Source organism: Paenibacillus sp. FSL R5-0914 (genome assembly GCF_038004525.1).
GTDB lineage: Bacteria > Bacillota > Bacilli > Paenibacillales > Paenibacillaceae > Paenibacillus_AQ.
In genome coordinates this window covers 756,337-782,010 of the sequence record NZ_JBBORH010000001.1, presented here as the reverse complement: position 1 = coordinate 782,010, position 25,674 = coordinate 756,337, and the positions used below count along the sequence as shown (strand labels likewise).

The following is a 25,674-nucleotide window of genomic DNA, read 5'->3' as shown; positions in this document are numbered from 1 at the left end:
AGTATAATAAATTTGCGACAAATGCCGGGAAAGAGGCAGCCTAAGAGAGGGTAATGCATAGTGGAACATATCGCGCTGTACCGTGCTTGGCGGCCGCAGTCGTTTCAAGACATGGTTGGACAACAGCACATTATCCAAACGCTGCAGAACGCAATTCGTGAACAGCGGGTTTCGCATGCCTATCTGTTCAGTGGTCCGCGGGGAACTGGTAAGACAAGTGCTGCTAAAGTCTTAGCGAAAGCGGTCAATTGTGAACGTGGGCCAGGTCCGGAGCCTTGCAACGAGTGTCCTTCCTGCTTGCGAATCACTGCGGGTAATGTGATGGATGTGCAGGAAATAGACGCGGCATCCAACCGGGGCGTAGAAGAGATTCGCGACCTCCGGGACAAGGTGAAATATGCACCTACCGAGGTGCGCCGTAAAGTGTATATTATTGATGAAGTGCATATGCTGACAACAGAAGCATTTAATGCGCTATTAAAGACATTGGAAGAACCGCCGTCACATGCAATGTTCATCCTTGCGACTACGGAACCTCATAAATTGCCAGCGACGATCATTTCTCGTTGTCAGCGTTTTGACTTCCGCAGAGTAGCTTTGGAAGAGCAGACGGCACATCTAAGTGCTATCTGTGAGAAGGAAGGGATTACAGCCGATGTTAACGCATTGCAGTATATTGCCCGCCTTTCTGATGGGGGTATGCGCGATGCAGTGAGTTTGCTGGATCAGATTTCATCTTTTACAGATGGCAAAGTTACGTACGAACAAGTGCTGGGGATGACCGGAGGGATACCCTCTGAGCAATTTGCACGTCTTGCCACTGCCATATTGGAAGGTGATATGGGTCTTCTGCTGGAGCTTGTTGAACAGCTTATGCATGAAGGTAAGAGTGCTGATAAATGTCTAGAGAATCTTATGTATTATTTCCGTGATTTATTGATGATTAAGATGGTACCTGGGGCCGATCAACTGACGGAGCGAGTGCTTAATCCCGCCGAGTTTAAAGATATGGCCACCGCATTTTCCCGGGATCGTCTGTTTCAGATCGTAGATACACTTAATAAGTACCTGGGTGAAATGAAATATGCTACTCATCCGCAGACTTTGTTTGAAGTCGCACTGATGAAGCTTTGTAGCTTGCAGCAAGAGGAAAGTGAGACCGCATCAGCTGCTCCGTTAGGTGCATTGCAGGCTGGGTCAGGGGCGAATGCTCCTGCAGTCCACTCTGGTGAACTGGATCTGCTCAAGAGACAGATTACTGCGCTGGAGAAAAAGCTGGAGCAGGCATTGCAGGCCGGTGGTATTTCCGGAGGTGGGCGAGATGGTGCCTCTTCTGCGAAATCGAATCCGACTCCAAGTTCTGCGCCTAGAATCTCTGCAACCTCCAAAATGCCTCCAAATGTTGATAAGTTTATTGCTGGTAAGGATAGTCCTGATTTTGCAGCTATCTATAAACAGTGGAGTCTTGTCTTGCAAGGGGTAAAAGAGGAGAAGGTAACGGTTCATGCATGGTTTGTAGACGGAGAACCTGTATCTGTAATGGACGACGCTGTGCTTGTTGCGTTTAAGAACACGATTCATCGTGATACAACGGAGAAGCCAGCAAACAGACAGGTCATTGAGAATGTGTTTGCAGCGCGTCTTGGTAAACCTTATAGACTGGTAACTATAATGCAGCGCGATTGGAACGAAGCCGCTCAAAAGTCAGTGGGACAGCCTAGCAAAGAAGAGTTGCGGCTAGAGCATGAACATGATACTGCAGATGCGAAATCTGAACCTTGGATTGATGAGGCTATCCAGCTTTTTGGAGAAGACCTTGTTGTCATAAAAGAGTAATGTAAGCATACTAGCGCAAATTGCGCATTCCAAAGGAGAGATGATGTATGAATAATATGAACCAAATGATGAAGCAAGTTAAGAAAATGCAGGAGCAAATGCTTAAGGCTCAAGAAGAACTAGGTGGCAAGGTGATTGAAGGCTCATCAGGTGGTGGAGTAGTTACAGTTCAAGTTAATGGCCACAAAAAGTTGCTTTCTATCCAAATCAAGCCAGAAGCTGTTGATCCGGAAGATGTTGAAATGCTACAGGATTTGGTAATCACTGCAGTTAATGATGCTTTGACTCAAGCTGAAGACCTTGCGAACAATGATATGGGTAAATTTACTGGTGGAATGAAGATCCCAGGCTTGTTCTAATTCACTCACTCCACTTTCGTCTAAAGGAGAATTATTAATTTGTATTATCCCGAACCGCTAGCCAAGCTGATCGATGCTTTTACGCGCTTGCCCGGGATTGGGCCGAAGACAGCCGCCCGGTTAGCTTTTCATGTGCTTAACATGAAAGAGGATGACGTCATTGATTTTGCTAAAGCGCTAGTAAGTGTCAAGCGTAATCTTCATTATTGCTCCGTCTGCTGTAATATTACGGATACGGACCCGTGTAAGATATGTCAGGACAAAACTAGAGATCCTTCAGTAATCTGTGTGATCCAAGACTCCAAGGATTTGGTGGCAATAGAACGAACCAAAGAGTTTAATGGGTATTATCACGTTCTTCAGGGTGCGATTTCACCTATGGAAGGTATAGGCCCTGATGATATTCGCTTGAAGGAATTATTGACTCGTTTGAGTGATGAAAGAGTGAGTGAGCTTATCATGGCGACCAACCCCAACATTGAGGGTGAGGCAACGGCGATGTATATTTCTCGTCTAGTTCGGCCTTTTGAGATTAAAATCACCAGAATAGCCCATGGCTTACCTGTTGGTGGCGATCTTGAATATGCCGACGAGGTTACCTTGTCCAAAGCGTTGGAAGGTCGTCGTGAGCTATTCTAGTAGCTCTAAAGTCGTGTTTTTCAAAAGGAGGCCCCCTGGGCCTCCTTTTTTTGTTCTAAGTTTGTCCCTATCCCGATATGAATGAGAATAACGAGATGTAATTTTGCATCGAAATTATTCTGAGGAGGAATGAGTAATGGGATGGTGGACCTCATTGTGGCGGGGAGCAGATGAAGAACAGGGTAGAAAAGATACGGAGGGCTGGGAAACGTTGCTGGAGGTTCGTAAGGCGCAATCTGAGTGGGAGAGAGCGTACCTAATGTTTGATGAAGCGTTGGGTCAAGATCAAATTGATTATGCTATTTATATTTTAGAGGCAGCAGAGCGTAAGTATCAGATACATCTCAAACATGCAAAGAGCATTGGATTAAATAGCAGTCAGATGTAGGCGCTAACCAAATGGAGATATAGGAGGGATCAACATGCTAAGAATGTTAGCTATAGGAGTACTGGTCATATCGGTTGTATTGTTAAGTGTAATTGTATTCCGGAAAAAACTTGGCTTTGGATGGCTTAGTCTGTTCGGAGCTCATTTGGTACTGGCTGCGCTCGCGATATATGTAGTGAATTTCTCGGGTTTAATCACACAAGTTCATATTCCCCTGAATCCCGCAACCATAGGCGCAGTAACGGTTCTTGGTCTTCCAGGCGTAGTAATGTTAATAGGATTAAGAATTATTTTGTTTTAATGCTTGACGTGAGTTTGAAAAATATGATACATTAAGTCTCGCCCCTTTGGACAAGATGTTGATTAACAACTTGCTGAAACGGTAAGCGAAAAAAAGAAATTAAAAAAACGCTTGACGAAAACAAAGGTGCTGTGATATATTATAAAGGTCGCTGCTGACAAGCAACGACAACGAAAGATGAGACATTGATCTTTGAAAACTGAACAACGAGTGAGTGGGAAATCACGAAAGTGAAATCCAAAATTAGAGAATTAATTTTCTCGTCAGATGTTTCAAAATGAGCATATCGCTCTTTTCAATACTAATTGGAGAGTTTGATCCTGGCTCAGGACGAACGCTGGCGGCGTGCCTAATACATGCAAGTCGAGCGGAGTTACTTTGAAAGCTTGCTTTCAAAGTAACTTAGCGGCGGACGGGTGAGTAACACGTAGGCAACCTGCCCCTTAGACTGGGATAACTACCGGAAACGGTAGCTAATACCGGATAATTTCTTTTTTCTCCTGAAGAAAGAATGAAAGACGGAGCAATCTGTCACTGAGGGATGGGCCTGCGGCGCATTAGCTAGTTGGTGGGGTAACGGCCCACCAAGGCGACGATGCGTAGCCGACCTGAGAGGGTGAACGGCCACACTGGGACTGAGACACGGCCCAGACTCCTACGGGAGGCAGCAGTAGGGAATCTTCCGCAATGGACGAAAGTCTGACGGAGCAACGCCGCGTGAGTGATGAAGGTTTTCGGATCGTAAAGCTCTGTTGCCAGGGAAGAACGTCCGGTAGAGTAACTGCTACCGGAGTGACGGTACCTGAGAAGAAAGCCCCGGCTAACTACGTGCCAGCAGCCGCGGTAATACGTAGGGGGCAAGCGTTGTCCGGAATTATTGGGCGTAAAGCGCGCGCAGGCGGTCATTTAAGTCTGGTGTTTAAACCTTGGGCTCAACCTGAGGTCGCACTGGAAACTGGGTGACTTGAGTACAGAAGAGGAAAGTGGAATTCCACGTGTAGCGGTGAAATGCGTAGATATGTGGAGGAACACCAGTGGCGAAGGCGACTTTCTGGGCTGTAACTGACGCTGAGGCGCGAAAGCGTGGGGAGCAAACAGGATTAGATACCCTGGTAGTCCACGCCGTAAACGATGAGTGCTAGGTGTTAGGGGTTTCGATACCCTTGGTGCCGAAGTTAACACAGTAAGCACTCCGCCTGGGGAGTACGGTCGCAAGACTGAAACTCAAAGGAATTGACGGGGACCCGCACAAGCAGTGGAGTATGTGGTTTAATTCGAAGCAACGCGAAGAACCTTACCAGGTCTTGACATCCCTCTGAATCCACTAGAGATAGTGGCGGCCTTCGGGACAGAGGAGACAGGTGGTGCATGGTTGTCGTCAGCTCGTGTCGTGAGATGTTGGGTTAAGTCCCGCAACGAGCGCAACCCTTAACTTTAGTTGCCAGCAGGTTAAGCTGGGCACTCTAGAGTGACTGCCGGTGACAAACCGGAGGAAGGTGGGGATGACGTCAAATCATCATGCCCCTTATGACCTGGGCTACACACGTACTACAATGGCCGGTACAACGGGAAGCGAAGCCGCGAGGTGAAGCCAATCCCATCAAAGCCGGTCTCAGTTCGGATTGCAGGCTGCAACTCGCCTGCATGAAGTCGGAATTGCTAGTAATCGCGGATCAGCATGCCGCGGTGAATACGTTCCCGGGTCTTGTACACACCGCCCGTCACACCACGAGAGTTTACAACACCCGAAGTCGGTGGGGTAACCCGCAAGGGAGCCAGCCGCCGAAGGTGGGGTAGATGATTGGGGTGAAGTCGTAACAAGGTAGCCGTATCGGAAGGTGCGGCTGGATCACCTCCTTTCTATGGAGAATCGTCTTCTGCAATGAAGACATTCAAATCGGAAGTTAAACTTCCACAATAGAACCTTAGGGTTCGAACACTCACTCGTGTTCAGTTTTGAAAGAGCAAGTCTCTTTCGTATGCGTTTGGTGGCGATAGCGGAGGGGTTCCACACGTACCCATCCCGAACACGACCGTTAAGCCCTCCAGCGCCGATGGTACTTGGACCGAAGGGTCCTGGGAGAGTAGGACGCCGCCAAGCGGACAACCATTCTTTGGTTGATTCACAATGTTATATATGTTATATGGGCTTTTAGCTCAGTTGGTTAGAGCGCACCTCTGATAAGGGTGAGGTCGGTGGTTCGAGTCCACCAAGGCCCACCATATAACTTTATATCTTTTATGGGGCCATAGCTCAGCTGGGAGAGCGCCTGCCTTGCAAGCAGGAGGTCAGCGGTTCGATCCCGCTTGGCTCCACCATAATTTTTAATTCAATACCTTCTTTAAACATTGATCCTTGAAAACTGGATACCGAAACGAATTTGCGTTTTAGAACATCTTTTAGCAACTTGTGCAAACAAGTAAATGTTATTAGTGAGATTTTTCTTAGGAAAAATCAAGGTTAAGCTAATAAGAGCACACGGAGGATGCCTAGGCGCCAGGAGCCGACGAAGGACGTGGCGAACAACGAAACTGCCTCGGGGAGCTGTAAGCAAGCTTTGATCCGGGGGTGTCCGAATGGGGAAACCCAGCTGTGGTAATTCGCAGTTACTCATCTCTGAACACATAGGAGATGTAGAGGCAGACCAGGGGAACTGAAACATCTAAGTACCCTGAGGAAGAGAAAACAATAGTGATTCCGTCAGTAGCGGCGAGCGAACGCGGAACAGCCTAAACCTAAGAGCTTGCTCTTAGGGGTTGTGGGACGTCTCACATGGAGTTACAAAGGAATATGGTAGGTGAAGAGGTCTGGAAAGGCCCGCGATAGAGGTAAAAGCCCTGTAGCCTAAACTGTGTTCTCTCCGAGACGGATCCCGAGTAGTGCGGGGCACGTGAAACCCCGTATGAATCCAGCAGGACCATCTGCTAAGGCTAAATACTACCTGGCGACCGATAGTGAAACAGTACCGTGAGGGAAAGGTGAAAAGCACCCCGGAAGGGGAGTGAAATAGAACCTGAAACCGTGTGCTTACAAAAAGTCAGAGCCCTATTTATGGGTGATGGCGTGCCTTTTGTAGAATGAACCGGCGAGTTACGTTTAACATGCAAGGTTAAGTCGAGAAGACGGAGCCGCAGCGAAAGCGAGTCTGAATAGGGCGATTGAGTATGTGGACGTAGACCCGAAACCGTGTGATCTACCCCTGTCCAGGGTGAAGGTGCGGTAACACGCACTGGAGGCCCGAACCCACGCATGTTGAAAAATGCGGGGATGAGGTGGGGGTAGCGGAGAAATTCCAATCGAACTCGGAGATAGCTGGTTCTCCCCGAAATAGCTTTAGGGCTAGCCTCGGTATAAGAGTAGTGGAGGTAGAGCACTGATTGGGTGCGGGGTCCGCAAGGATTACCAAGCTCAGTCAAACTCCGAATGCCATATACTTATTGCCGGGAGTCAGACAGTGAGTGCTAAGATCCATTGTCAAAAGGGAAACAGCCCAGACCATCAGCTAAGGTCCCCAAGTGTGTGTTAAGTGGGAAAGGATGTGGAGTTGCACAGACAACCAGGATGTTGGCTTAGAAGCAGCCACCATTGAAAGAGTGCGTAATAGCTCACTGGTCGAGTGACTCTGCGCCGAAAATGTAACGGGGCTAAACACACCACCGAAGCTATGGCTAGATACGTATGTATCTGGGGTAGGGGAGCGTTGTATGTGGGTTGAAGGTGTACCGTAAGGAGCGCTGGACAGCATACAAGTGAGAATGCCGGTATGAGTAACGAAAAGATCAGTGAGAATCTGATCCGCCGAAAGCCCAAGGTTTCCTGAGGAAGGCTCGTCCGCTCAGGGTAAGTCGGGACCTAAGGCGAGGCCGAAAGGCGTAGTCGAAGGACAACAGTTTGAAATTACTGTACCACCGTAATCCGCTATGAGCGATGGGGTGACGCAGGAGGGTAGTGACGCGGACTGATGGATATGTCCGTCTAAGCAGTGAGGCTGATGTGTAGGCAAATCCGCACATCATTAAGGCTGGGCTGTGATGGGGAGCGAAAATTACAGTAGCGAAGGTCATGATCTCACACTGCCAAGAAAAGCCTCTAGCCAGGAGAAGGTGCCCGTACCGCAAACCGACACAGGTAGGCGAGAAGAGAATTCTAAGGCGCGCGGAAGAACTCTCGTTAAGGAACTCGGCAAAATGACCCCGTAACTTCGGGAGAAGGGGTGCCCCGGTAGTGTGAATAGCACGAGGGGGCCGCAGTGAAAAGGCCCAAGCGACTGTTTAGCAAAAACACAGGTCTGTGCGAAGCCGCAAGGCGAAGTATACGGGCTGACGCCTGCCCGGTGCTGGAAGGTTAAGGGGAGTGGTTAGGGGTAACCCGAAGCTATGAACCGAAGCCCCAGTAAACGGCGGCCGTAACTATAACGGTCCTAAGGTAGCGAAATTCCTTGTCAGGTAAATTCTGACCCGCACGAATGGCGTAACGACTTGGGCGCTGTCTCAACGAGAGATCCGGTGAAATTTTAATACCTGTGAAGATGCAGGTTACCCGCGACAAGACGGAAAGACCCCATGGAGCTTTACTGCAGCTTGATATTGAATTTGGGTACGATCTGTACAGGATAGGTGGGAGCCGTAGAAATCGGAGCGCAAGCTTCGGTGGAGGCGCCGTTGGGATACCACCCTGATCGTATCTAGGTTCTAACCTAGTACCCTTACCGGGTACGGGGACCGTGTCAGGCGGGCAGTTTGACTGGGGCGGTCGCCTCCTAAAGAGTAACGGAGGCGTTCCAAGGTTCCCTCAGAATGGTTGGAAATCATTCGAAGAGTGCAAAGGCATAAGGGAGCTTGACTGCGAGACCTACAAGTCGAGCAGGGACGAAAGTCGGACTTAGTGATCCGGTGGTACCGCATGGAAGGGCCATCGCTCAACGGATAAAAGCTACCCTGGGGATAACAGGCTTATCTCCCCCAAGAGTCCACATCGACGGGGAGGTTTGGCACCTCGATGTCGGCTCATCGCATCCTGGGGCTGAAGTAGGTCCCAAGGGTTGGGCTGTTCGCCCATTAAAGCGGTACGCGAGCTGGGTTCAGAACGTCGTGAGACAGTTCGGTCCCTATCTGTCGTGGGCGCAGGAAATTTGAGAGGAGCTGTCCTTAGTACGAGAGGACCGGGATGGACGTACCGCTGGTGCACCAGTTGTTTCGCCAGAAGCATGGCTGGGTAGCTACGTACGGACGGGATAAGCGCTGAAAGCATCTAAGCGTGAAGCCCCCCTCAAGATGAGATTTCCCAATTAGTAAGACCCCTTGAAGACGACGAGGTAGATAGGTTGGAGGTGGAAGTGCAGTAATGCATGGAGCTGACCAATACTAATCGGTCGAGGGCTTATCCTATACTTAATACGCAAATTCAATTCGGATTCAGTTTTCAGGGAGTCAAATTCCTGTTTGGATTGCTGTGGTACTGATATCGTTTGGAGAGATACCCAAGTGGCTATAAGGGGACCCTCTGCTAAGGGGTTAGACTGCGTAAGCGGTGCGTGGGTTCGAATCCCACTCTCTCCGCCATTTTCAATCCATAGCATTTCTAATTATTGTGGCGGTGTAGCTCAGCTGGCTAGAGCGTACGGTTCATACCCGTGAGGTCGGGGGTTCGATCCCCTTCGCCGCTACCATAATACCTGGAGGCTTAGCTCAGCTGGGAGAGCATCTGCCTTACAAGCAGAGGGTCGGGGGTTCGATCCCCTCAGCCTCCACCATTATTACTTTTTTAGAATTACTTTTTACACCGTGCCGGTGTAGCTCAACTGGTAGAGCAACTGACTTGTAATCAGTAGGTTGGGGGTTCAAGTCCTCTCGCCGGCACCATTATTATCAATGCGGAACCGTGGTGTAGTTGGCCTAACATGCCTGCCTGTCACGCAGGAGATCGCGAGTTCGAATCTCGTCGGTTCCGCCATTTTTTTCCACAAGACTAGGGTGGGAAGTTTAATGCTACCACTTTATTTTTATGTCAATTTAATATGGCTCGATAGCTCAGTCGGTAGAGCAGAGGACTGAAAATCCTCGTGTCGGCGGTTCGAATCCGTCTCGAGCCACTTTTCCCTGGGGGATTAGCGAAGTGGCCAAACGCATCAGACTGTAAATCTGCTCACGTACGTGTTCGGTGGTTCGAATCCATCATCCCCCACCATTTATGAGCCATTAGCTCAGTTGGTAGAGCACCTGACTTTTAATCAGGGTGTCGAAGGTTCGAGTCCTTCATGGCTCATCCCAAACAGAAAGTCATCACCTTATGGTGGTGGCTTTTTTTGTGTTTTATGGTTGTATTATAGTAGCGCGCTACTGTAGCGATTAACATAATATAAGAGAATATGCTAAAATAGGCGAAAAGAGCAAAAGTGGTGGAGCATGGTGACTATGGATAGTGAGACATTGCGGAAAAAATTAGAGCAGCTCACCGGAAAGAGAACCGGAATCAAGCAGTTAGGGAGGCAGCATTCAGCTTCTCTTTTTAGCATGGGATTAGAAGGACAGGATCAGCTGGTAATCCATGAGGGTCATCTCTGGGCACCTTTGTATGAGAGTGACGGACGTATAACCGCTGTCTGGGTAGAAATGGAGGGGCTCACCTCTCTGGAAGTACAACTGGTCAACTATGCAGTTCGAAATTTTGCTATTGCACTTAAAGCTACAGGGCTTAGAGAAGAAGGTGAAGTGGAGGCGCGGCAGCTTGGCGCTTGGTTGAACACGGAGCTAGAGCAAGAGAAGCATGACACTGAAATTCCCGATGAGATCACCCTAAAGGGACGTCTGTTCGGAGATATGATTCCATTCCTCCTAAGTAGTGAGATTGCTCATAGTCCACAGATCTCTTATCGTTCACTGATGAAATTATTGCGTAGCTATTTTGAGAACGAAATTCTGCTTATTCCCCTTCAAGAGAAGGAATGGTTAATTTTAGCTCGTAAAGAATTACTTACGGGCGGGGATGATAAGGATGATGAAGAAGAGAGTGTAGATGATCTTCTAGCACAGACTAGTATGGGGTTACATGAGCTGATAGCTAGTGAATGGGTAGGGGTATTCCATTTGGCAGTAGCTCCGGCTATAGTCCCTGTTAAGGGATTGACTGGATCTGTAGCTTTGCTCAGGGAGACGATTGTACTCGGTCGTATTTTTCAAGTAGGAGAGTATATTCATTTACCTTGGGAACTGCATTTGGAACGTCTGGTTAACAGCATTCCTGATGTACGCCGCAAACAGTTGCTTGGACAAATTGGTGACTACTCCTCTGTACTATCAGATAAAGAAATGCTGCTGACTTTGGAGACCTTTTTTGAGATGGACTGTAATGTAAGTGAAACCGCCAAGAAGTTGTATATCCATCGAAATACGCTGCTTTACCGTCTGGATAAGATAAAACAAGAGACCGGAGCAGATGTACGAAGCTTTGGGGACGCTGCTATTGTTAAGCTTACTATGCTTTTGTATAAAGTGACGAAAAGGAAATAGGTTTTTTGTGAACCTTACAAATAGCCATAGTGTCCCGACTGGGGTAATATAAATGTACAAGGAAACAGAATTTTTATATTAACTAATTAATAATTAACTCGAGGGGGAAATACAATGGCAGGCGTACGTTTAGAGCATATTTTCAAAAAATACCCGGGTTCAGATAAAGCAACAGTAATCGATATCAATCTTGATATTAAAGATAAGGAATTTCTAGTATTGGTTGGACCTTCCGGTTGTGGTAAATCCACAACTTTGCGTATGATCGCTGGTTTGGAAGAAATCTCCGAAGGTAAAATGTACATTGGCGATCGTGTAGTTAATGACGTTGCACCTAAAGACCGCGATATCGCGATGGTATTCCAATCCTACGCCCTGTATCCGCATATGAGCGTATACCAAAACATGGCTTTCGGTTTGAAACTTCGTAAAGTGAAGAAGGATGAAATCGACAAGAAAGTTCGCGAAGCTGCTAAAATTCTTGATATCGAGCATTTGCTAGATCGTAAACCAAAAGCGCTTTCCGGTGGTCAACGCCAACGTGTCGCTTTGGGACGCGCTATCGTACGTGATCCACAAGTCTTCTTGATGGATGAGCCTCTTTCCAACTTGGATGCTAAACTTCGTGGTCAAATGCGTGCTGAAATCACTAAACTGGTTAAGCGCCTTGAAACTACTTGTATCTACGTAACGCATGACCAAACAGAAGCTATGACAATGGGTGATCGCATCGTAGTTATGTATGATGGTATCATTCAACAAGCAGCTTCCCCTGAAGAGTTGTACAATGAACCTACAAACTTGTTCGTAGCTGGATTTATCGGATCCCCTACAATGAACTTTATCAATGGTACTTTGTCCGAAGTGAGCGGTTCTATCCGTTTCCGTGCTGAGAACCTTGACGTTGAAGTACCAGGCGGAAAAGCTCAAATCATCCGCAACAAAGGTTACATCGGTAAAGAAGTAATCATGGGCGTTCGTCCAGAAGATATCCATGAAGAGCCAGTATTCTTGGAAGCTTCCCCGAACACAATCTTCACTTCATTGGTTGATGTTACTGAAAACCTTGGTCACGAAATGCTCCTTTACTTGAGCGGCCTTGGTAAATCTACTGTAATCGCTCGTGTAGATGGACGTTCCACTACTCGCGAAGGCAGCAAGCCTAAATTGGCTATTGATATGAACAAAATTCACTTCTTTGATAAAGAATCCGAAGCTAACATTTTGTTGGGATAAGATTGTAAAGATCTTTTCTCTCTTGATAAAGCCACCCGAAAGGGTGGCTTTATTGTTTAGATGGCCCCTGTTTGGTTAGGCGCTAAGATTGCATTCATAAGCGTTATCAATTAAGATAGCAGGAGAATTACCTCCGGAATGTAAAGAGATCGCTGCCAACCGGACGCAGTAAGCGGACAAATACCGCAGGTGACGAAAGGACGAAATTACATGGCTAAGAAAGTAAAAGTATCTGAATTGGTACAGCATTTTCAATTAGAGGTTATTTCCGGCCAGGAAGGTCTAAAGAGACCCATCACGGTCGATGACCTGAATCGCCCTGGACTAGAGATTGCTGGTTATTTTGAATATTATCCAGAAGAACGTGTTCAATTGCTAGGCAAAACAGAACTCGCTTTTTTCTCCATGCTGCCCGAAGCTGAGCGGAAAAGTCGACTTCGTGGAATTTGTAATGATAACACACCTTGTATTGTAATTACACGTGGTTTGGAAGTGCCTCAGGAGTTAATTGACATAAGTAATGAAAAGGCCCTTCCTGTGCTTCGCAGCTCGATGGCTACGACTATTTTTTCCAGCCGTTTGACGAGCTTTCTAGAAGGAAAATTAGCTCCTACGGCGACTATTCATGGCGTACTTTGTGATGTATATGGTGTAGGTATGCTAATTACGGGTAGTAGTGGGATTGGTAAAAGTGAAACAGCCCTTGAGCTTGTAAAACGCGGTCATCGATTGATTGCTGATGATGCCGTAGAAATCCGTCAGACTTCAGATAACCAGCTGCATGGTACAGCCCCTGAGTTAATCCGTCATTTACTGGAGATCCGTGGAGTAGGTATCATTAATGTAATGACACTTTTTGGTGCGGGTGCCATTCGTAATCATAAACGGATTACACTTGTTGTTAGATTGGAAGCATGGCAGCAAGACAAGCAGTATGATCGACTTGGACTTGATGAGGAAACGACACGGATTATTGACACAGATGTTCCGCTTGTAACGATTCCCGTACGCCCAGGACGTAACCTTGCAGTTATTATAGAGGTTGCAGCGATGAACTATCGCCTGAAACAAATGGGCTTTAATGCAGCCCTGCAGTTCACGAATAAGCTAACTGCGACCATATCTGAAGATATGGATGATCTCGATTAGGAGTGTGAGAGAATGTTCCCATTGGCACTAAATCCTATTTTCTTCTCAATTGGATCACTGCAAGTACACTGGTACGGATTAATACTAGGTTTCGGTGCACTCGCGGGGTTATTTCTTGCGATCCGCGAGGGCAAACGGTTTGGTATACCACAAGAATTCTTTATGGATATGCTGCTGCTAGGTGTGCCTTCGGCCATTATTGGGGCACGGATTTACTTTGTAGCGTTTAAATGGGAGGATTATAAGGATAATTTAATAGATGTCTTTAAGATCTGGAATGGTGGCATCGCCATTTACGGTGCGTTAATTGGAGCCATTATTTGCGGGATTATTTATTTCCGCTATAAAGGCTACCCCTTCTGGCGTATCGTTGATATTTGTGCACCTGGACTACTTGCGGGTCAAATGATTGGACGCTGGGGAAACTTTGTCAACCAAGAGGCATACGGCAGCGTGGTTGAAGAGTCTTTTTTACGGGATAAACTGCATTTACCGGACTTCATTGTGAACCAAATGTACATAGGGGATGCTTTTCATCATCCGACCTTCTTGTATGAATCTCTTTGGAGCTTACTGGGTATCGCGCTACTAATGCTACTTCGTCGTCAGAAGTTTGTGCGAGCCGGTGAGATCTTCATGTCTTACTTTATATGGTATTCCATCGGTCGTTTCTTCATTGAAGCCATACGTACGGACAGCTTGGCCTTTAATGGAAGTGCAGGCTTGGCATCCTTTATGAACGGATTGTGGAAACCGATGGAATGGTTAGGTTTTGAGCAAGGATACTTGGACCCAAGCTATGGAAATATCCGTATTTCTCAGCTGCTTGCTCTACTGATCATCGTCGCAGCTGTACTGCTTATCATTATTCGTAGGGTCACCGGAGAGCCTAAAGCACATTATTCTGATCCTATCGTATGTACTAAACCGATCAAAGCAGATACCATAGTGCCTGAAAGCGCAGTAAATACACCGCAGAAAGCTCGTCACGGGGCTCAACCTGAGCAAGGACAGCCTGCGGATGGAGATAAGAAGGAGCAGTAAAGCTTATGATAGAATGCGTTCTTTTTGATCTAGATGGAACGATTGTCGATACGAATGAGCTAATTATTAGTTCGTTCATGTACGCGCTGAAGGACAATGGTCTACCTCCACTCACTAGGGAAGAGATTATTCCGCATATGGGCACAACCCTTCAGCAACAGATGAGAGTCTTCTCTGGACTTGAGGATGTAAGTGGTGCGCTTGAGAAATCCTACCGTTCTTATAATTATGAACATCACGATGAGTTAGTACGTCCCTTTCCTCAAGTGAATGAAACAATGGAAGAGCTCTTACGTCGTGGAATTAAAATGGGGATTGTGACTACAAAAATTCGTCCAACAACGATTAAATCGCTTGAGATGTTTGATTTGCTAAAGTACATGGATACGATTGTGACGGTGAACGATGTTACTGAACCAAAGCCACATCCAGAGCCTGTTCTGACAGCAGTCAATAACCTTGGCGTTGATCCTCGTAAAACTCTTATGGTGGGTGACAGTACGGTTGATATTCAGTCAGCAAAAGCTGCTGGTGTATATGCGGCTGGAGTATCGTGGTCTTTAAAAGGCGAAGAGACTCTCCGCAAGTATGATCCCGACTATATCATCCATAACATGAAGGATATTATAGAAATTGTGGAGCGAGGAACGAGTGAATCGTGAGAAACGTAACCCGATATCCTGTAGAAGGTCATAACTCACTTTGGTACATTTACCGTACGGTCAGCCCGTGGAAAGGTGTCCGTAACTTTATTTTTATTCAGATTGCCCGTTATTGCCCGATTCTACCGTTAAAGAACTGGATCTATCGTCGGATTCTCGGGATGAAGGTAGGCAAGCATACCTCCTTCGGTCTGATGGCGATGGTGGATGTATTTTTTCCGGAAAAAATAACGGTGGGTGAGAACTCTATTATCGGTTATAACACGACGATTCTGGCGCATGAGTATTTAATCAAGGAGTATCGCCTGGGAGAAGTAGTGATTGGTGAAAATGTATTGATTGGCGCGAATACAACGATTCTTCCCGGTGTAACCATCGGTGATTGGGCAGTTGTTGCCGCAGGATCAGTAGTACACAAGAATGTGGCGGCTGGCTCTTTTGTAGGAGGCAATCCACTGCGAGAGCTACGTCCAGCTTCATCGGATGATTCTTCGGAACAAGTGTAAAAGATGCTTCGTAAACCCTGCAGTTTCATATTGCGTTTTTTTAGCGCAGGATCTGCAGGGTTTCTTGCGTCTTGGAGAAGCATATTAAGAAAACTTTAAGATCTTCTTAAGTTTTTTATTCGGATGTAGGCGGTATAATTAACCTTAGTAATCACGTAAATCCCACGCTAGGCATTCAGCGTCAAATATCAGAATGTAAATTCAGCAAGTGCAGACTTCCTGGTATGTTCAGTTTCCACATTCCGCTTAGCGTCTCTATGAACAACCATCATAGTAGAGAAGAGGAATTTAATATGAATACTGTGAGACAGGAAAGGCTGCCCCAGCTGGATATTTTCAGAGCTCTAGCTATATTAGGAGTGCTGCATGTGCATGCCTCATCTTTTGCTGCTGGAGAGCAGGCACTGCATTCACCTTATTATTACTGGCTGAACTGGATTAACATTTTCTTTAAATTCGGTACGCCCTCATTTATTTTCCTTAGCAGCTTCGTATTGTTTTATAATTATTATGGTCGTCCTGTGACACGTAGCTTGATCATTAATTTCTACCGTCGACGATTAAAGTATATCTTACTGCCTTATTTGCTAGCTTCTATGGGCTATTATGCACTAACTCTATATGTGAACGGACGATTGATGCAGAGCCTTGGAGATAACTTGTTAAGCTTTTCTAGAGCGTTATTCTCGGGTTCCGCATATGCGCATTTGTATTTTGTCTTTATTAGCATTCAGTTTTATTTGCTTTTTCCAGTGCTGCTTAAGCTACTGCAGAGTTCCCGCTTCTTAATGAAATGGGCGATACCGGTGGGTTTGGCGCTTCAGTGGGGTTTTATTTTTTGGAATAAGTACGAACTGCACATTGTTGAAAAAGGGAGCTTGGCGATCTCCTACCTGGCCTATTATATGATGGGTGCTTATCTCGCCATTCACTTTGAGAAGGTGAAGCTGTGGCTGATAAAGCCATGGAGTGAGCTGGCTGACAAGCAAAAGAGATGGACTGCCTTATTAGTTAGCTTGTGGTTAATTGCAGCCTTTATCCATGTGCAGCTATGGTATGTAGCCCGCCATTTTGGGGTGTGGACGGATTCGCTGTGGTACGAGCTGTTATGGAATGTTCATACGATGTTATCGGCATTGGTTCTGTTGTACGCTACATTTTTGCTTTATCGTAAGGCCCCTCGTGTGATCGTTGCTTTCTTGACTCGTTTAGGTGAGTTGTCATTTGCAATTTATTTGATTCATCCGCTATTGCTGGCGATATATCGTAGGTTCCGATATCATATTCCCCTAGAGTCGCTAACTTATGTTTTCTTCATCTATGGAGGACTTGTAGTTGCACTGGGAGGAAGCTGGTTCATGGTGCAGTTTGCTTTTCGCCGAATTCCTAAGTCATGGATCTTTTTGGGGAGTATTCCTCGGTCTCTAGAGTCTAGTTGGAAGGTAAAGTCAGGACATGCCTCGGAGGAGATGAGGAAGGTTAATACTTGATTTGGCATCATTTTGATGCGGAGCTTAACAGGAGGAAAGATAATGAGACAAAAAGAAAGAATTCCACAGCTGGATATTTTTCGAGCGATTGCTATTTTTGCAGTGCTAGCTATTCATGCTACTTCACGAACGTTGGCGGAGACACTAGGTACAAACATGTTTCATCCGTTCTTATTTATTAATAAATTCAGCCAGTTTGCTGTACCTTCATTCATATTTTTGAGTGGGTTCGTGCTGTTCTATAACTATATTGATCGTCCTCTGGGCGGAAAGACGCTGGGGAAGTTCTACAGTAGAAGGCTGCTTTATATTATCGTGCCTTATGTACTATTTTCACTGTTGTATTTTGCATTAAAAATGACGGCGGGACATACATGGAGTTTACCTCCAGGGGAGATGGCTTCTAAGCTTTGGAAGTATTTGTGGACAGGAACAGCATACACGCATTTGTATTATATTATTATCATTATTCAGTTCTACGTATTGTTTCCGCTCATTCTGTGGTGTCTGCAAAAGGTTCGTCGTCTGGCGGCTTGGGCACCGCTAATCGGATTGGCTCTACAATGGGGTTTTGTGCTTCTGAATAAATACATGACTAATAACGGGTATTGGCAGTTGTCCAAGGGGAGTCTGGCAATCACTTATTTCTCGTATTTCTTGCTGGGTGCTGGGATTGCAGTATATTATCCTTCTTTGAAAAAATGGCTGGTACCTTCACGTGAAGGCTGGCGCGCCGGTAAAGGTCCGGTATGGATTACGTTGTGGTTGTTGTGGATCGTAGCTGGGGTTGTTCATGTTGAGCTATGGTTTAACAACTATACGAAGAAAACAGTCATCAATAGTTTATGGTATGAGGGATTCTCTAACCTTCATGCGCTACTCTCTTGTGTGGTGTTGCTACAAGTCTCCTTCTTATTGTACGGAGCGGGCCGAAGCTTGCTCACAAGACTGTTGTTATCTGCCGGAGCTTGCTCTTTCGGAATCTATTTACTGCATCCGTTACTGCTATTTTTCTATAGAAAATTACCGTTTCACGGGGGTTCTCTTGCATATACCGCAGCGATTGCTGGGGGTTGGCTCTTTGCGTTGTTAGGTTCATGGGTGGTAGTGGCCTTTGCCTTCCGATATATTAAATCGGCTTGGATCATCTTCGGCTCGGGTCCACAGAAAGCAAAAGCAGAATCAAAAAGTGCATAGTCTATTGCAAGGAAATATAAAAGCGTCGGTTTGCCCACATATGTGGGTAGCCGACGCTTTTTATTTTTGCCTTATTCTCCAGCTTGTTCCCGCTGAAATTCTGCAATGGCTTGATACTGGCTTTCGAGACTACGGTAGACAGAAATATAGATCGGCAGCAGCTGCTTGTATATTTTGGTATGTTCATCCAATGGATCATGTTTGTAGGTTGAACCAATCATGTCAAACACCACATCAAAGGAATCTACACGACCCGTAGCATAAAGGCCAAGTACAACCGCACCGAGGCAGGAGCTCTCGATACTCTCCGGAATGACAACCTCCTGATCAAAGATATCAGCCATCATCTGCCGCCATACTGAGGAGCGGGCGAAGCCGCCAGTGGCAAGGATTCTGCTTGGGCGTCCGATTTGCTCTTCCATAGCAAGGAGAACCATATACATATTGAAGATTACGCCCTCTAGTACTGAGCGAATCATATGCTCCTTATGGTGGTTCATAGAAAGGCCAAAGAAGGAGCCGCGGGCATCCGGATTCCACAGCGGCGCTCGTTCTCCAGTCAAGTAAGGATGGAATAAAAGTCCACCGCTTCCCGCAGGAACTTGCTCTGCAATGCGAGTCAGAACCTCGTAAGGATCAATGCCTAGTCGTTTGGCGGTTTCAACTTCAGAGGCCGCGAACTCGTCTCGTACCCAGCGGAACAGCATGCCACCATTATTGACGGGTCCTCCAATCACCCAATGTTTTGGGGTTAAGTTATAACAGAAGGTCCGTCCTTTGGGATCGGTGAGCGGGTGATCCACCACGGTACGAATTGCTCCACTCGTACCAATCGTAGCGGCCACTACACCGGGTTCAATTGCACCTACGCCGAGATTGGACAGGACGCCGTCACTGGCGCCAATAACAAATGGGGTTGTAGGGAGCAGCAGAAGTTCCTCAGCTAGACCAGGGAGCAGCCCTTGCATGATCTGTGTGGTGGGAACAAGCCGCGAGAGTTGATCCGCTGTAATATGAGCAATCTCTAAAGCTTCTTTATCCCACTCTAGATTCTCTAGATTGAGCATGCCTGTGGAAGAGGCAATGGAATGATCGATGACGTATTCGCCAAACAATCTTGCGAATATGTATTCTTTAATGGAAATAAATTTATAGGTTTGTTGGAATACGTCAGGCTGCTCTTCACGAAGCCACATTAGCTTGGTGATTGGAGACATTGGGTGTATAGGTGTACCTGTGCGTAGATACAATTCATGACCGTTTAGCTCATCCTTCAAACGAAGTGCGCATCCGGCACTGCGATTATCAGCCCATGTGATGCAGGCAGTTAGGGCCTTACCCAGTTTATCAACTGCAATGACACTGTGCATGGCTGAACTGAAGGAGACGAATAGGATTTCATCCGCAGATACACCGCTTTGCCGCATAACTTTAGAGATAGTATGGAAGACTGCACTCAGGATTTGTTCTGGGTCCTGCTCCGCTATTGAGGGTGAGGGCTGATGTAAGGGATATCCTACATTAGCTTGTGCAGCTATGGCTCCTTTTTCCTCGAAGAGAACTGCTTTGGTACTTGTAGTTCCAATATCAACGCCAATCATATAGGATTTAGTCACGCATTAGCCCTTCTTTCTAGTTGTAAGTAGATTTTTAGAACACTAATTACAGAATTATGAAGTACAATCATATTAGCTCATTATAGTATTGGATAAACGTGGAGGCAAAATAAAGGGATTCCCAAGTATTGGTTCGAAGTACATAAGTGTTTGATTTAGATTTTCTTTGTGAACAATTCAACCTAGGTAGACAAGCTTTAAGCATACAAGCATTAGAATTGAAGTCATAGCTTTACCCCGTTAGATTGACGAAAAAGCAGTGACCATGATACGATATTGAAAATACTTTAATTTGCTACCACTTTACCATAGTAAAGTAAATATAAACAGTATCTAATGATAACTGACGAGGTGAACAATGAAGATGTCCAAACCAAAGGGATTTGAGAAGCCGTCTGGCGTTCGGGACTATCTGCCCCGGGCCGTAACGAAATTACGCAAAATTGAGAATGATGTACTGCATTGCATGAGTCGCTGGGGTTATCAGCAAATGATGACTCCGACGCTAGAATATTACGATACAGTTGGCGTGGCTAGCTCTACGTCCGACCAAAAGCTTTATAAATTGCTCAACAATCGTGGTCAGGCGCTAGTGCTTCGTTCTGAAATGACAGCTCCGGTTGCCCGTGTTGTGGCATCTTTATTAAAGGATGAGCCATTGCCATTGCGGTTGTCCTATCACGCTAATGTTTTCCGTGCCATTGAGGAAGAAGCAGGGCGGGAAGCGGAGTTTTTCCAGACAGGGGTCGAGCTGGTAGGTGACGATTCACCTGAGGCTGATGCTGAAGTAGTGGCGCTCGCAATTTCATCTTTGCAGGCTGCGGGTGTGAAATCTTTTAAAATCGCTATGGGGCATGTAGGCTTTCTGAATGGATTATTTCAAGAGGCACTTCCACAATTGCCGGAGGCTCAGGAGGAGCTCAAAAGCCATTTGTTGGGCCGTGACTACGTCTCTTTTCGGGAGACATTACGCCGGCTGGATCTGACGGAAGCTCAGAAGAATGAACTGGATGGACTGTTACGTTTGCGTGGAGGCAAGGAGATTTGTGGACAGGCGCTGGAGCTTAGCGATCATCCGCTTGCCCGTCATTCAATAGATCATTTATGCAAGGTGTGGGAGGTACTGGTCTCTTACGGCGTATCACAGCATGTGCTGATCGATCTGACGATGATCGGGGACTTCTCTTATTATACAGGGATGACTTTCGAAGGCTATGCAGCGGAATTAGGGTTTCCGGTATGTAGTGGAGGCAGATATGATAATCTCCTTCAGCAGTTTGGACGTCCGATCCCTTCTACAGGTTTTTCTTTAAAAACGAATCGTATTCTCGATGGTGTGGCTGGATCGAGCGAAGAGGAAGAGCTGCCTATCTTGATCCAATATGATGCTACTCGCAGAAAAGAAGGTCTGGAAGAGGCAACACGCTTACGGTCGGAAGGGCACGCAGTAGTGACTAGACTAGCAGCAGGTCCAGAAGAGCTTGAAACGGTGAAGCGTCTAGATACGGATACGATCGAAGCAGATGGTATGCGGTACGGCGAAATCTATACCTTTGTATCTTTTGTAAGTGAACATGGCTGAGATATCGCTAGCAAGAATGAGCGGTTAAGATAAATTTTGTATGGAAATGGAAAAGGAGGAAACTTAACGATGGCACAGATTTTGAAGGTCGCTATGCCAAAAGGTCGGATTTATGAAAAGGCTGCTGAGCTGTTCCGCCAGGCAGGTCTCCCGATTCCACCGGATGGTGAGGCATCCCGCAAGCTTGTTATTCCGCTGCCTGAGGCAGGCATGGAGTTTATATTAGCTAAACCAGTAGATGTACCTACATATGTAGAATATGGTGTGGCCGACATTGGAATCGTGGGCAAGGACGTATTGCTGGAGGAAGATCGTGATGTATATGAGCTGCTTGATCTTGGCATCGCTCGATGCCGGATGTCGATCATTGGATTGCCGAACTGGCAGCCGGGGATTCAGCAGCGTGTAGCTACGAAATACCCGAATGTGGCATCAAAGTATTTCCGGGAGCAGGGACAGCAGGTTGAGGTCGTGAAGCTGAATGGTTCAATTGAGCTTGCGCCGCTGATTGGTCTCGCTGATCGTATCGTGGATATGGTAGAGACGGGCCAAACGCTGCGGGATAACGGATTAATTGAAATGAAGAGCATATTCGAAATTACGAGCCGTCTTGTGGCGAATCGTGTGAGCTATCGGATGAAAAATGAAGAGATACAGCAGCTGTGTGACCGACTACAGGCGGTTATAGGGGAACCAAATTTGCGGTAGGAGACAGATGTTAAGGGGTAAAGGGAGGAACCGGCGATGAAGGTTGTATCGAGCAAAGACTTTAAGCTAGAGCGAGAAGTCGAGTATGGAACGCCAGAGCAAAATCAGGCGGTAAAGGAAATTGTGACTGCGATTAAAAAAGAAGGAGACACGGCGCTTCTTCGCTACACGGAGCAATTTGATCGGGTCACGCTTACGCCGAATCAGCTGCGGGTAACGCCGGAAGAGCTTCAGGCGGCGTATGGCCGGGTAGAAGAATCTTTCGTATCCGCTATTCAAGCGGCTGCAGTAAATATCCGGGCTTTTCATGCTAGACAGAAACGGAATTCGTGGATGGATCTTCAGCCCGATGGCACGATTCTGGGACAGATTATTCGTCCGCTGAAGCGGGTAGGGGTATATGTTCCTGGTGGTAAGGCAGCTTATCCATCCTCGGTGCTGATGAACGTGATCCCTGCACAGATCGCAGGCGTGCCGGAGATCGTTATGGTAACCCCGCCATCCACCGGCGGAAAAGAAGGGATTGATCCTTACATCCTGGTTGCTGCTGCAGAAGCAGGAGTGAATGAAATCTACCGTGTGGGCGGAGCGCAGGCGGTAGCTGCTTTGGCTTTTGGGACGGAGAGCATAGCGCCGGTAGATAAGATATGTGGGCCCGGCAATATATACGTTGCGCTAGCGAAACGCGAGGTATATGGCGCCGTGGACATCGACAGTATCGCGGGACCAAGCGAAATTGTCGTGCTCGCAGATGAGACCGCTGAGCCGGCCTATGTCGCAGCGGATCTGCTTTCGCAGGCTGAGCATGACGAGATGGCCTCAGCGATTCTAGTCACGCCATCGCAGAGCTTGGCGGATAGCGTGGCTGCTGAAGTGGAGCGTCAGCTACAGGAGCTGCCGCGACAGGCGATCGCCCGTTCATCCGTAGAAAATTACGGGGCGATCATTGTTGTGGAATCTATGGAGGAGGGAATCTCCGTAGTGAATCGGTTGGCACCAGAGCATCTAGAGATTGTTGTCGAGGATCCAATGGGCCTTGTGGGCAGCATCGAGAATGCTGGGGCGATCTTCCTGGGAGCGTATAGCTCGGAGCCTGTGGGCGACTATTTTGCCGGACCGAATCATATTATCCCGACCAATGGTACGGCACGCTTCTCGTCGCCAGTGGATGTGGATGATTTTATAAAGAAATCAAGTTTGATCTATTACAGTAAAGAAGCCCTCCTGCGGGATGGAAAGACCATTATAGAGCTAGCGCGTCGCGAAGGGCTAGAAGGCCACGCACGAGCCATTGAGATTCGACTCAAGAACGAAGGAAAAGGTGGAGACGGATATGGAGAACAATAATGAACAGGCCTTGCGCCAAGCAGGATTAAGCCGTAAAACAAACGAGACGGATATCAAGCTGTCTCTTAACGTAGATGGAAGTGGAGTTTCCGAGCTGGAGACGGATGTTCCTTTTCTGAATCATATGCTGGACCTATTTACGAAGCACGGCCAGTTTGACCTGTCAGTACAGGCGCGGGGAGATATCGAAATTGATGATCACCACACGGTTGAAGATATCGGGATCTGCCTAGGTCAAGCGCTGCACGAAGCACTGGGTGATAAAAAGGGAATCAAACGTTATGCGAGTGTTTTTGTACCGATGGATGAGGCGTTGGCGCAGGTTGTGATCGATATCAGCAATCGCCCACACTTTGAATATCGCGCAACGTATCCTTCACAGCAGGTGGGCAGCTTTTCGACGGAGCTTGTTCAGGAATTCTTATGGAAGTTCGCGCTGGAAGCTCGGATTACGCTGCATGTGATCGTACACTACGGTTCTAACACACATCACATGATTGAGGCTGTATTCAAGGCGCTCGGACGGGCACTCGATGAAGCGACACTGATTGATCCACGCGTGAAGGGTGTGCCTTCTACGAAGGGAGTGCTGTAGCATGACTGTTGCAATCGTCGATTATGGCATGGGCAACCTGCACAGTGTGAGCAAGGCGGTAGAACGTCTCGGTTATGAGTGTGTAGTGACGGGGGAAGCCGAGCAAATTCTCGCTGCTGATAGTGTCATTCTGCCTGGTGTCGGTGCATTTGGCGATGCGATGGAGCAGCTGCGGGAAAGTGGTTTGGATCGTGTGGTCAAACAGGTAGCTGCCGGAACCCAGCCGCTGCTAGGAATCTGTCTTGGTATGCAACTACTGTTTAGCAGCAGTGAAGAGCATGGCAGCCATGAGGGACTTGATATTCTCTCAGGCTCGGTGGTGCGTTTCGCTCCTAGAGATGGCTATAAGGTACCGCATATGGGTTGGAACAAGCTGAGCTTTAGGCAGCCACAAAGTCCGCTTTTTGCAGATCTTGATGAGGGTCATGTGTACTTTGTGCACTCTTATCATGCGCTTGTAGCGAATGAGAGTGATCTGCTGGCTGTCACCGATTATGGTTACCCAGTCACAGCTATTGTGGGGCAAGATAATGTATTCGGCATGCAGTTCCATCCTGAAAAAAGTGGGGAGCTGGGAATCAAGCTGCTGGGCAATTTTTTGAAATTAAAGGGAGAGCGGGCGTAAGCCGCGCTATAAATATAATGTAACGAAAGTGGGGAGCGCCAAATGTCTTCTTTTATTGTATATCCGGCGATTGATATCCGGGATGGAAAATGTGTCAGGCTGCAGCAGGGGGATTACAGTCAGGAAACGATATACAATGATAGCCCACTGGAGGTGGCAAAATCATGGGAAGAGCAGGGCGGAAAGTTCATTCATTTGGTGGACTTAGATGGCGCGAAAGCAGGTCATCCTGTGAATGATGCGATTATCGGCGCTATTGCTGCTAATGCTAATGTGCCTGTTCAGGTGGGCGGTGGCCTTCGTAATCTTGCGGACGTGGAAAAATTGCTTGGGCTTGGTGTTAGTCGGGTTATTATCGGAACTGCTGCGATTAACGATCATGCTTTTACCGAAGCGGTATTGGCTAAATACGGTGATAAAGTAGCTATCGGCATTGATGCGCGCAACGGTTATGTTGCGACACATGGCTGGTTGAACACCTCTGAAGTACGTGCTGAGGATCTGGCTAAGGAATTGGCTGCAAAAGGAGCTGAGACGTTCATTTACACCGACATCTCCCGCGACGGGATGATGCAGGGTCCGAACGTGGAGGGCATTGTGTCCATGGCGAAGGTCAGCGGTAAAACGGTGATCGCCTCCGGCGGAGTCACCAGTCTTGATGATCTGTTACGTCTGAACGTGCATAGCGGCAGCGGTGTGGGCGGAGCTATTGTTGGCAAGGCGTTGTACACGGGCAATATTGATCTTTCCAAAGCTTTGCAGGCGCTTGGGCAGAAGTAGTGCTGAGTATGTGCGTTAGTTGACGAACCTGACTAATTAACTCGTTCACACTCTGCGAAAAGTCTTATTTAGGGGTGCTGGTTGCATTTTGTGCAATAGAAAGCT

Annotated in this window: 20 protein-coding genes, 10 tRNA genes and 3 rRNA genes; 32 read left to right on the top strand and 1 reads right to left on the bottom strand. The window is 47.2% G+C overall.

Going from position 1 to position 25,674, the window contains the following annotated elements; all coding sequences use genetic code 11:
• Positions 1–60 precede the first annotated feature (60 nt).
• The 26 genes from dnaX (at position 61) to MKX60_RS03180 (ending at position 18,316) form a co-directional block, all read left to right on the top strand.
• On the top strand, positions 61–1,836 hold the full coding sequence (gene dnaX / locus MKX60_RS03305; protein WP_076301044.1) for a DNA polymerase III subunit gamma/tau: 1,776 nt from the start codon (positions 61–63) through the stop codon (positions 1,834–1,836).
• 47 nt (positions 1,837–1,883) lie between these two features.
• Positions 1,884–2,195 carry a YbaB/EbfC family nucleoid-associated protein gene (locus MKX60_RS03300; RefSeq protein ID WP_042183982.1) on the top strand — a complete coding sequence of 104 codons (312 nt, stop codon included), beginning with the start codon at positions 1,884–1,886 and terminating at the stop codon, positions 2,193–2,195.
• A gap of 39 nt (positions 2,196–2,234) precedes the next feature.
• Entirely contained in the window at positions 2,235–2,834 is a 600-nt protein-coding gene (recR, locus tag MKX60_RS03295; RefSeq protein WP_042123249.1) for a recombination mediator RecR, read from the top strand.
• Between the two features lie 136 nt (positions 2,835–2,970).
• Positions 2,971–3,222 (top strand): DUF2508 family protein, encoded by a 252-nt coding sequence (locus MKX60_RS03290; RefSeq protein WP_052404100.1) that lies wholly within the window; start codon positions 2,971–2,973, stop codon positions 3,220–3,222.
• Positions 3,223–3,265: 43 nt separating this feature from the next.
• A complete protein-coding gene (locus MKX60_RS03285; protein WP_371915754.1) occupies positions 3,266–3,523 on the top strand; it encodes a pro-sigmaK processing inhibitor BofA family protein in 258 nt (85 codons plus the stop codon).
• Positions 3,524–3,825: 302 nt separating this feature from the next.
• Positions 3,826–5,383 (top strand): 16S ribosomal RNA (locus MKX60_RS03280).
• Positions 5,384–5,507: 124 nt separating this feature from the next.
• Positions 5,508–5,624, top strand: a 5S ribosomal RNA gene (rrf, locus tag MKX60_RS03275).
• A 45-nt stretch (positions 5,625–5,669) separates the two neighbouring features.
• Positions 5,670–5,746, top strand: a tRNA-Ile gene (locus MKX60_RS03270).
• Between the two features lie 20 nt (positions 5,747–5,766).
• Positions 5,767–5,842 (top strand) — tRNA-Ala (locus tag MKX60_RS03265).
• A 140-nt stretch (positions 5,843–5,982) separates the two neighbouring features.
• Positions 5,983–8,911, top strand: a 23S ribosomal RNA gene (locus MKX60_RS03260).
• The 16S, 23S and 5S rRNA genes sit together here with 10 tRNA genes alongside, the layout of an rRNA operon.
• An 82-nt stretch (positions 8,912–8,993) precedes the next feature.
• Positions 8,994–9,085, top strand: a tRNA-Ser gene (locus MKX60_RS03255).
• Between the two features lie 30 nt (positions 9,086–9,115).
• Positions 9,116–9,192, top strand: a tRNA-Met gene (locus MKX60_RS03250).
• Positions 9,193–9,200: 8 nt separating this feature from the next.
• Positions 9,201–9,276: transfer RNA gene (locus tag MKX60_RS03245), tRNA-Val, on the top strand.
• Between the two features lie 33 nt (positions 9,277–9,309).
• A tRNA-Thr gene (locus MKX60_RS03240) sits at positions 9,310–9,385 on the top strand.
• Between the two features lie 13 nt (positions 9,386–9,398).
• A tRNA-Asp gene (locus MKX60_RS03235) sits at positions 9,399–9,476 on the top strand.
• Positions 9,477–9,542: 66 nt separating this feature from the next.
• Positions 9,543–9,615 (top strand) — tRNA-Phe (locus MKX60_RS03230).
• 9 nt (positions 9,616–9,624) lie between these two features.
• Positions 9,625–9,710 (top strand) — tRNA-Tyr (locus tag MKX60_RS03225).
• Between the two features lie 5 nt (positions 9,711–9,715).
• Positions 9,716–9,788 (top strand) — tRNA-Lys (locus MKX60_RS03220).
• A gap of 149 nt (positions 9,789–9,937) precedes the next feature.
• A complete protein-coding gene (locus tag MKX60_RS03215; protein ID WP_341059077.1) occupies positions 9,938–11,032 on the top strand; it encodes a PucR family transcriptional regulator in 1,095 nt (364 codons plus the stop codon).
• A gap of 114 nt (positions 11,033–11,146) precedes the next feature.
• On the top strand, positions 11,147–12,268 hold the full coding sequence (locus tag MKX60_RS03210) for an ABC transporter ATP-binding protein (protein ID WP_042123255.1): 1,122 nt from the start codon (positions 11,147–11,149) through the stop codon (positions 12,266–12,268).
• A 210-nt stretch (positions 12,269–12,478) separates the two neighbouring features.
• Positions 12,479–13,417: an HPr(Ser) kinase/phosphatase gene (gene hprK, locus MKX60_RS03205; protein ID WP_042183988.1), complete on the top strand. Its 939-nt coding sequence runs from the start codon at positions 12,479–12,481 to the stop codon at positions 13,415–13,417.
• Between the two features lie 12 nt (positions 13,418–13,429).
• Positions 13,430–14,461 (top strand): prolipoprotein diacylglyceryl transferase, encoded by a 1,032-nt coding sequence (lgt, locus tag MKX60_RS03200; protein ID WP_341059075.1) that lies wholly within the window; start codon positions 13,430–13,432, stop codon positions 14,459–14,461.
• Positions 14,462–14,466: 5 nt separating this feature from the next.
• Positions 14,467–15,123, top strand: coding sequence for a pyrophosphatase PpaX (gene ppaX / locus MKX60_RS03195; RefSeq protein ID WP_341059074.1), 657 nt, complete (start codon positions 14,467–14,469; stop codon positions 15,121–15,123).
• On the top strand, positions 15,120–15,629 hold the full coding sequence (locus MKX60_RS03190) for an acyltransferase (RefSeq protein ID WP_179085867.1): 510 nt from the start codon (positions 15,120–15,122) through the stop codon (positions 15,627–15,629). The genes ppaX and MKX60_RS03190 overlap by 4 nt, the downstream gene beginning before the upstream one ends.
• Before the next feature lie 293 nt (positions 15,630–15,922).
• Entirely contained in the window at positions 15,923–17,119 is a 1,197-nt protein-coding gene (locus tag MKX60_RS03185; RefSeq protein ID WP_076299981.1) for an acyltransferase, read from the top strand.
• Between the two features lie 42 nt (positions 17,120–17,161).
• Positions 17,162–18,316: an acyltransferase gene (locus MKX60_RS03180; protein ID WP_341059072.1), complete on the top strand. Its 1,155-nt coding sequence runs from the start codon at positions 17,162–17,164 to the stop codon at positions 18,314–18,316.
• A gap of 71 nt (positions 18,317–18,387) precedes the next feature.
• Here MKX60_RS03180 and gntK read toward each other — a convergent pair whose 3' ends face one another.
• On the bottom strand, positions 18,388–19,917 hold the full coding sequence (gene gntK, locus MKX60_RS03175) for a gluconokinase (protein ID WP_341060266.1): 1,530 nt from the start codon (positions 19,915–19,917) through the stop codon (positions 18,388–18,390).
• Positions 19,918–20,296: 379 nt separating this feature from the next.
• On the opposite strand from gntK, the gene MKX60_RS03170 reads away from it, so the two are divergent.
• The 6 genes from MKX60_RS03170 (at position 20,297) to hisA (ending at position 25,569) form a co-directional block, all read left to right on the top strand.
• The gene (locus MKX60_RS03170) at positions 20,297–21,514 is read left to right on the top strand and encodes an ATP phosphoribosyltransferase regulatory subunit (RefSeq protein ID WP_042193089.1); all 1,218 of its coding nucleotides are present in this window, start codon (positions 20,297–20,299) and stop codon (positions 21,512–21,514) included.
• A gap of 69 nt (positions 21,515–21,583) precedes the next feature.
• Positions 21,584–22,222, top strand: a complete 639-nt coding sequence (hisG, locus tag MKX60_RS03165) for an ATP phosphoribosyltransferase (protein WP_042123270.1) — start codon at positions 21,584–21,586, stop codon at positions 22,220–22,222.
• Positions 22,223–22,258: 36 nt separating this feature from the next.
• Positions 22,259–23,569, top strand: coding sequence for a histidinol dehydrogenase (gene hisD / locus MKX60_RS03160; protein ID WP_341059070.1), 1,311 nt, complete (start codon positions 22,259–22,261; stop codon positions 23,567–23,569).
• Positions 23,556–24,164: an imidazoleglycerol-phosphate dehydratase HisB gene (hisB, locus tag MKX60_RS03155; RefSeq protein ID WP_036687073.1), complete on the top strand. Its 609-nt coding sequence runs from the start codon at positions 23,556–23,558 to the stop codon at positions 24,162–24,164. Before hisD ends, hisB begins: the two co-directional genes overlap by 14 nt.
• Position 24,165: 1 nt before the next feature.
• Positions 24,166–24,789 (top strand): imidazole glycerol phosphate synthase subunit HisH, encoded by a 624-nt coding sequence (gene hisH / locus MKX60_RS03150; protein WP_339268140.1) that lies wholly within the window; start codon positions 24,166–24,168, stop codon positions 24,787–24,789.
• 42 nt (positions 24,790–24,831) lie between these two features.
• A complete protein-coding gene (gene hisA, locus MKX60_RS03145) occupies positions 24,832–25,569 on the top strand; it encodes a 1-(5-phosphoribosyl)-5-[(5-phosphoribosylamino)methylideneamino]imidazole-4-carboxamide isomerase (RefSeq protein ID WP_076286827.1) in 738 nt (245 codons plus the stop codon).
• Positions 25,570–25,674 lie beyond the last annotated feature (105 nt).

Bases quoted from the DNA above. Each gene is read 5' to 3' on its own strand.
- MKX60_RS03170 (WP_042193089.1), top strand. From the start codon at position 20,297: ATGTCCAAACCAAAGGGATTTGAGAAGCCGTCTGGCGTTCGGGACTAT.
- MKX60_RS03300 (WP_042183982.1), top strand. From the start codon at position 1,884: ATGAATAATATGAACCAAATGATGAAGCAAGTTAAGAAAATGCAGGAG.
- lgt (WP_341059075.1), top strand. From the start codon at position 13,430: ATGTTCCCATTGGCACTAAATCCTATTTTCTTCTCAATTGGATCACTG.
- MKX60_RS03210 (WP_042123255.1), top strand. From the start codon at position 11,147: ATGGCAGGCGTACGTTTAGAGCATATTTTCAAAAAATACCCGGGTTCA.
- hprK (WP_042183988.1), top strand. From the start codon at position 12,479: ATGGCTAAGAAAGTAAAAGTATCTGAATTGGTACAGCATTTTCAATTA.
- MKX60_RS03180 (WP_341059072.1), top strand. From the start codon at position 17,162: ATGAGACAAAAAGAAAGAATTCCACAGCTGGATATTTTTCGAGCGATT.
- MKX60_RS03185 (WP_076299981.1), top strand. From the start codon at position 15,923: ATGAATACTGTGAGACAGGAAAGGCTGCCCCAGCTGGATATTTTCAGA.
- ppaX (WP_341059074.1), top strand. From the start codon at position 14,467: ATGATAGAATGCGTTCTTTTTGATCTAGATGGAACGATTGTCGATACG.
- MKX60_RS03285 (WP_371915754.1), top strand. From the start codon at position 3,266: ATGTTAGCTATAGGAGTACTGGTCATATCGGTTGTATTGTTAAGTGTA.
- MKX60_RS03215 (WP_341059077.1), top strand. From the start codon at position 9,938: ATGGATAGTGAGACATTGCGGAAAAAATTAGAGCAGCTCACCGGAAAG.
- hisH (WP_339268140.1), top strand. From the start codon at position 24,166: ATGACTGTTGCAATCGTCGATTATGGCATGGGCAACCTGCACAGTGTG.
- hisB (WP_036687073.1), top strand. From the start codon at position 23,556: ATGGAGAACAATAATGAACAGGCCTTGCGCCAAGCAGGATTAAGCCGT.
- hisD (WP_341059070.1), top strand. From the start codon at position 22,259: ATGAAGGTTGTATCGAGCAAAGACTTTAAGCTAGAGCGAGAAGTCGAG.
- hisA (WP_076286827.1), top strand. From the start codon at position 24,832: ATGTCTTCTTTTATTGTATATCCGGCGATTGATATCCGGGATGGAAAA.
- MKX60_RS03290 (WP_052404100.1), top strand. From the start codon at position 2,971: ATGGGATGGTGGACCTCATTGTGGCGGGGAGCAGATGAAGAACAGGGT.
- hisG (WP_042123270.1), top strand. From the start codon at position 21,584: ATGGCACAGATTTTGAAGGTCGCTATGCCAAAAGGTCGGATTTATGAA.
- gntK (WP_341060266.1), bottom strand. From the start codon at position 19,917: ATGATTGGCGTTGATATTGGAACTACAAGTACCAAAGCAGTTCTCTTC.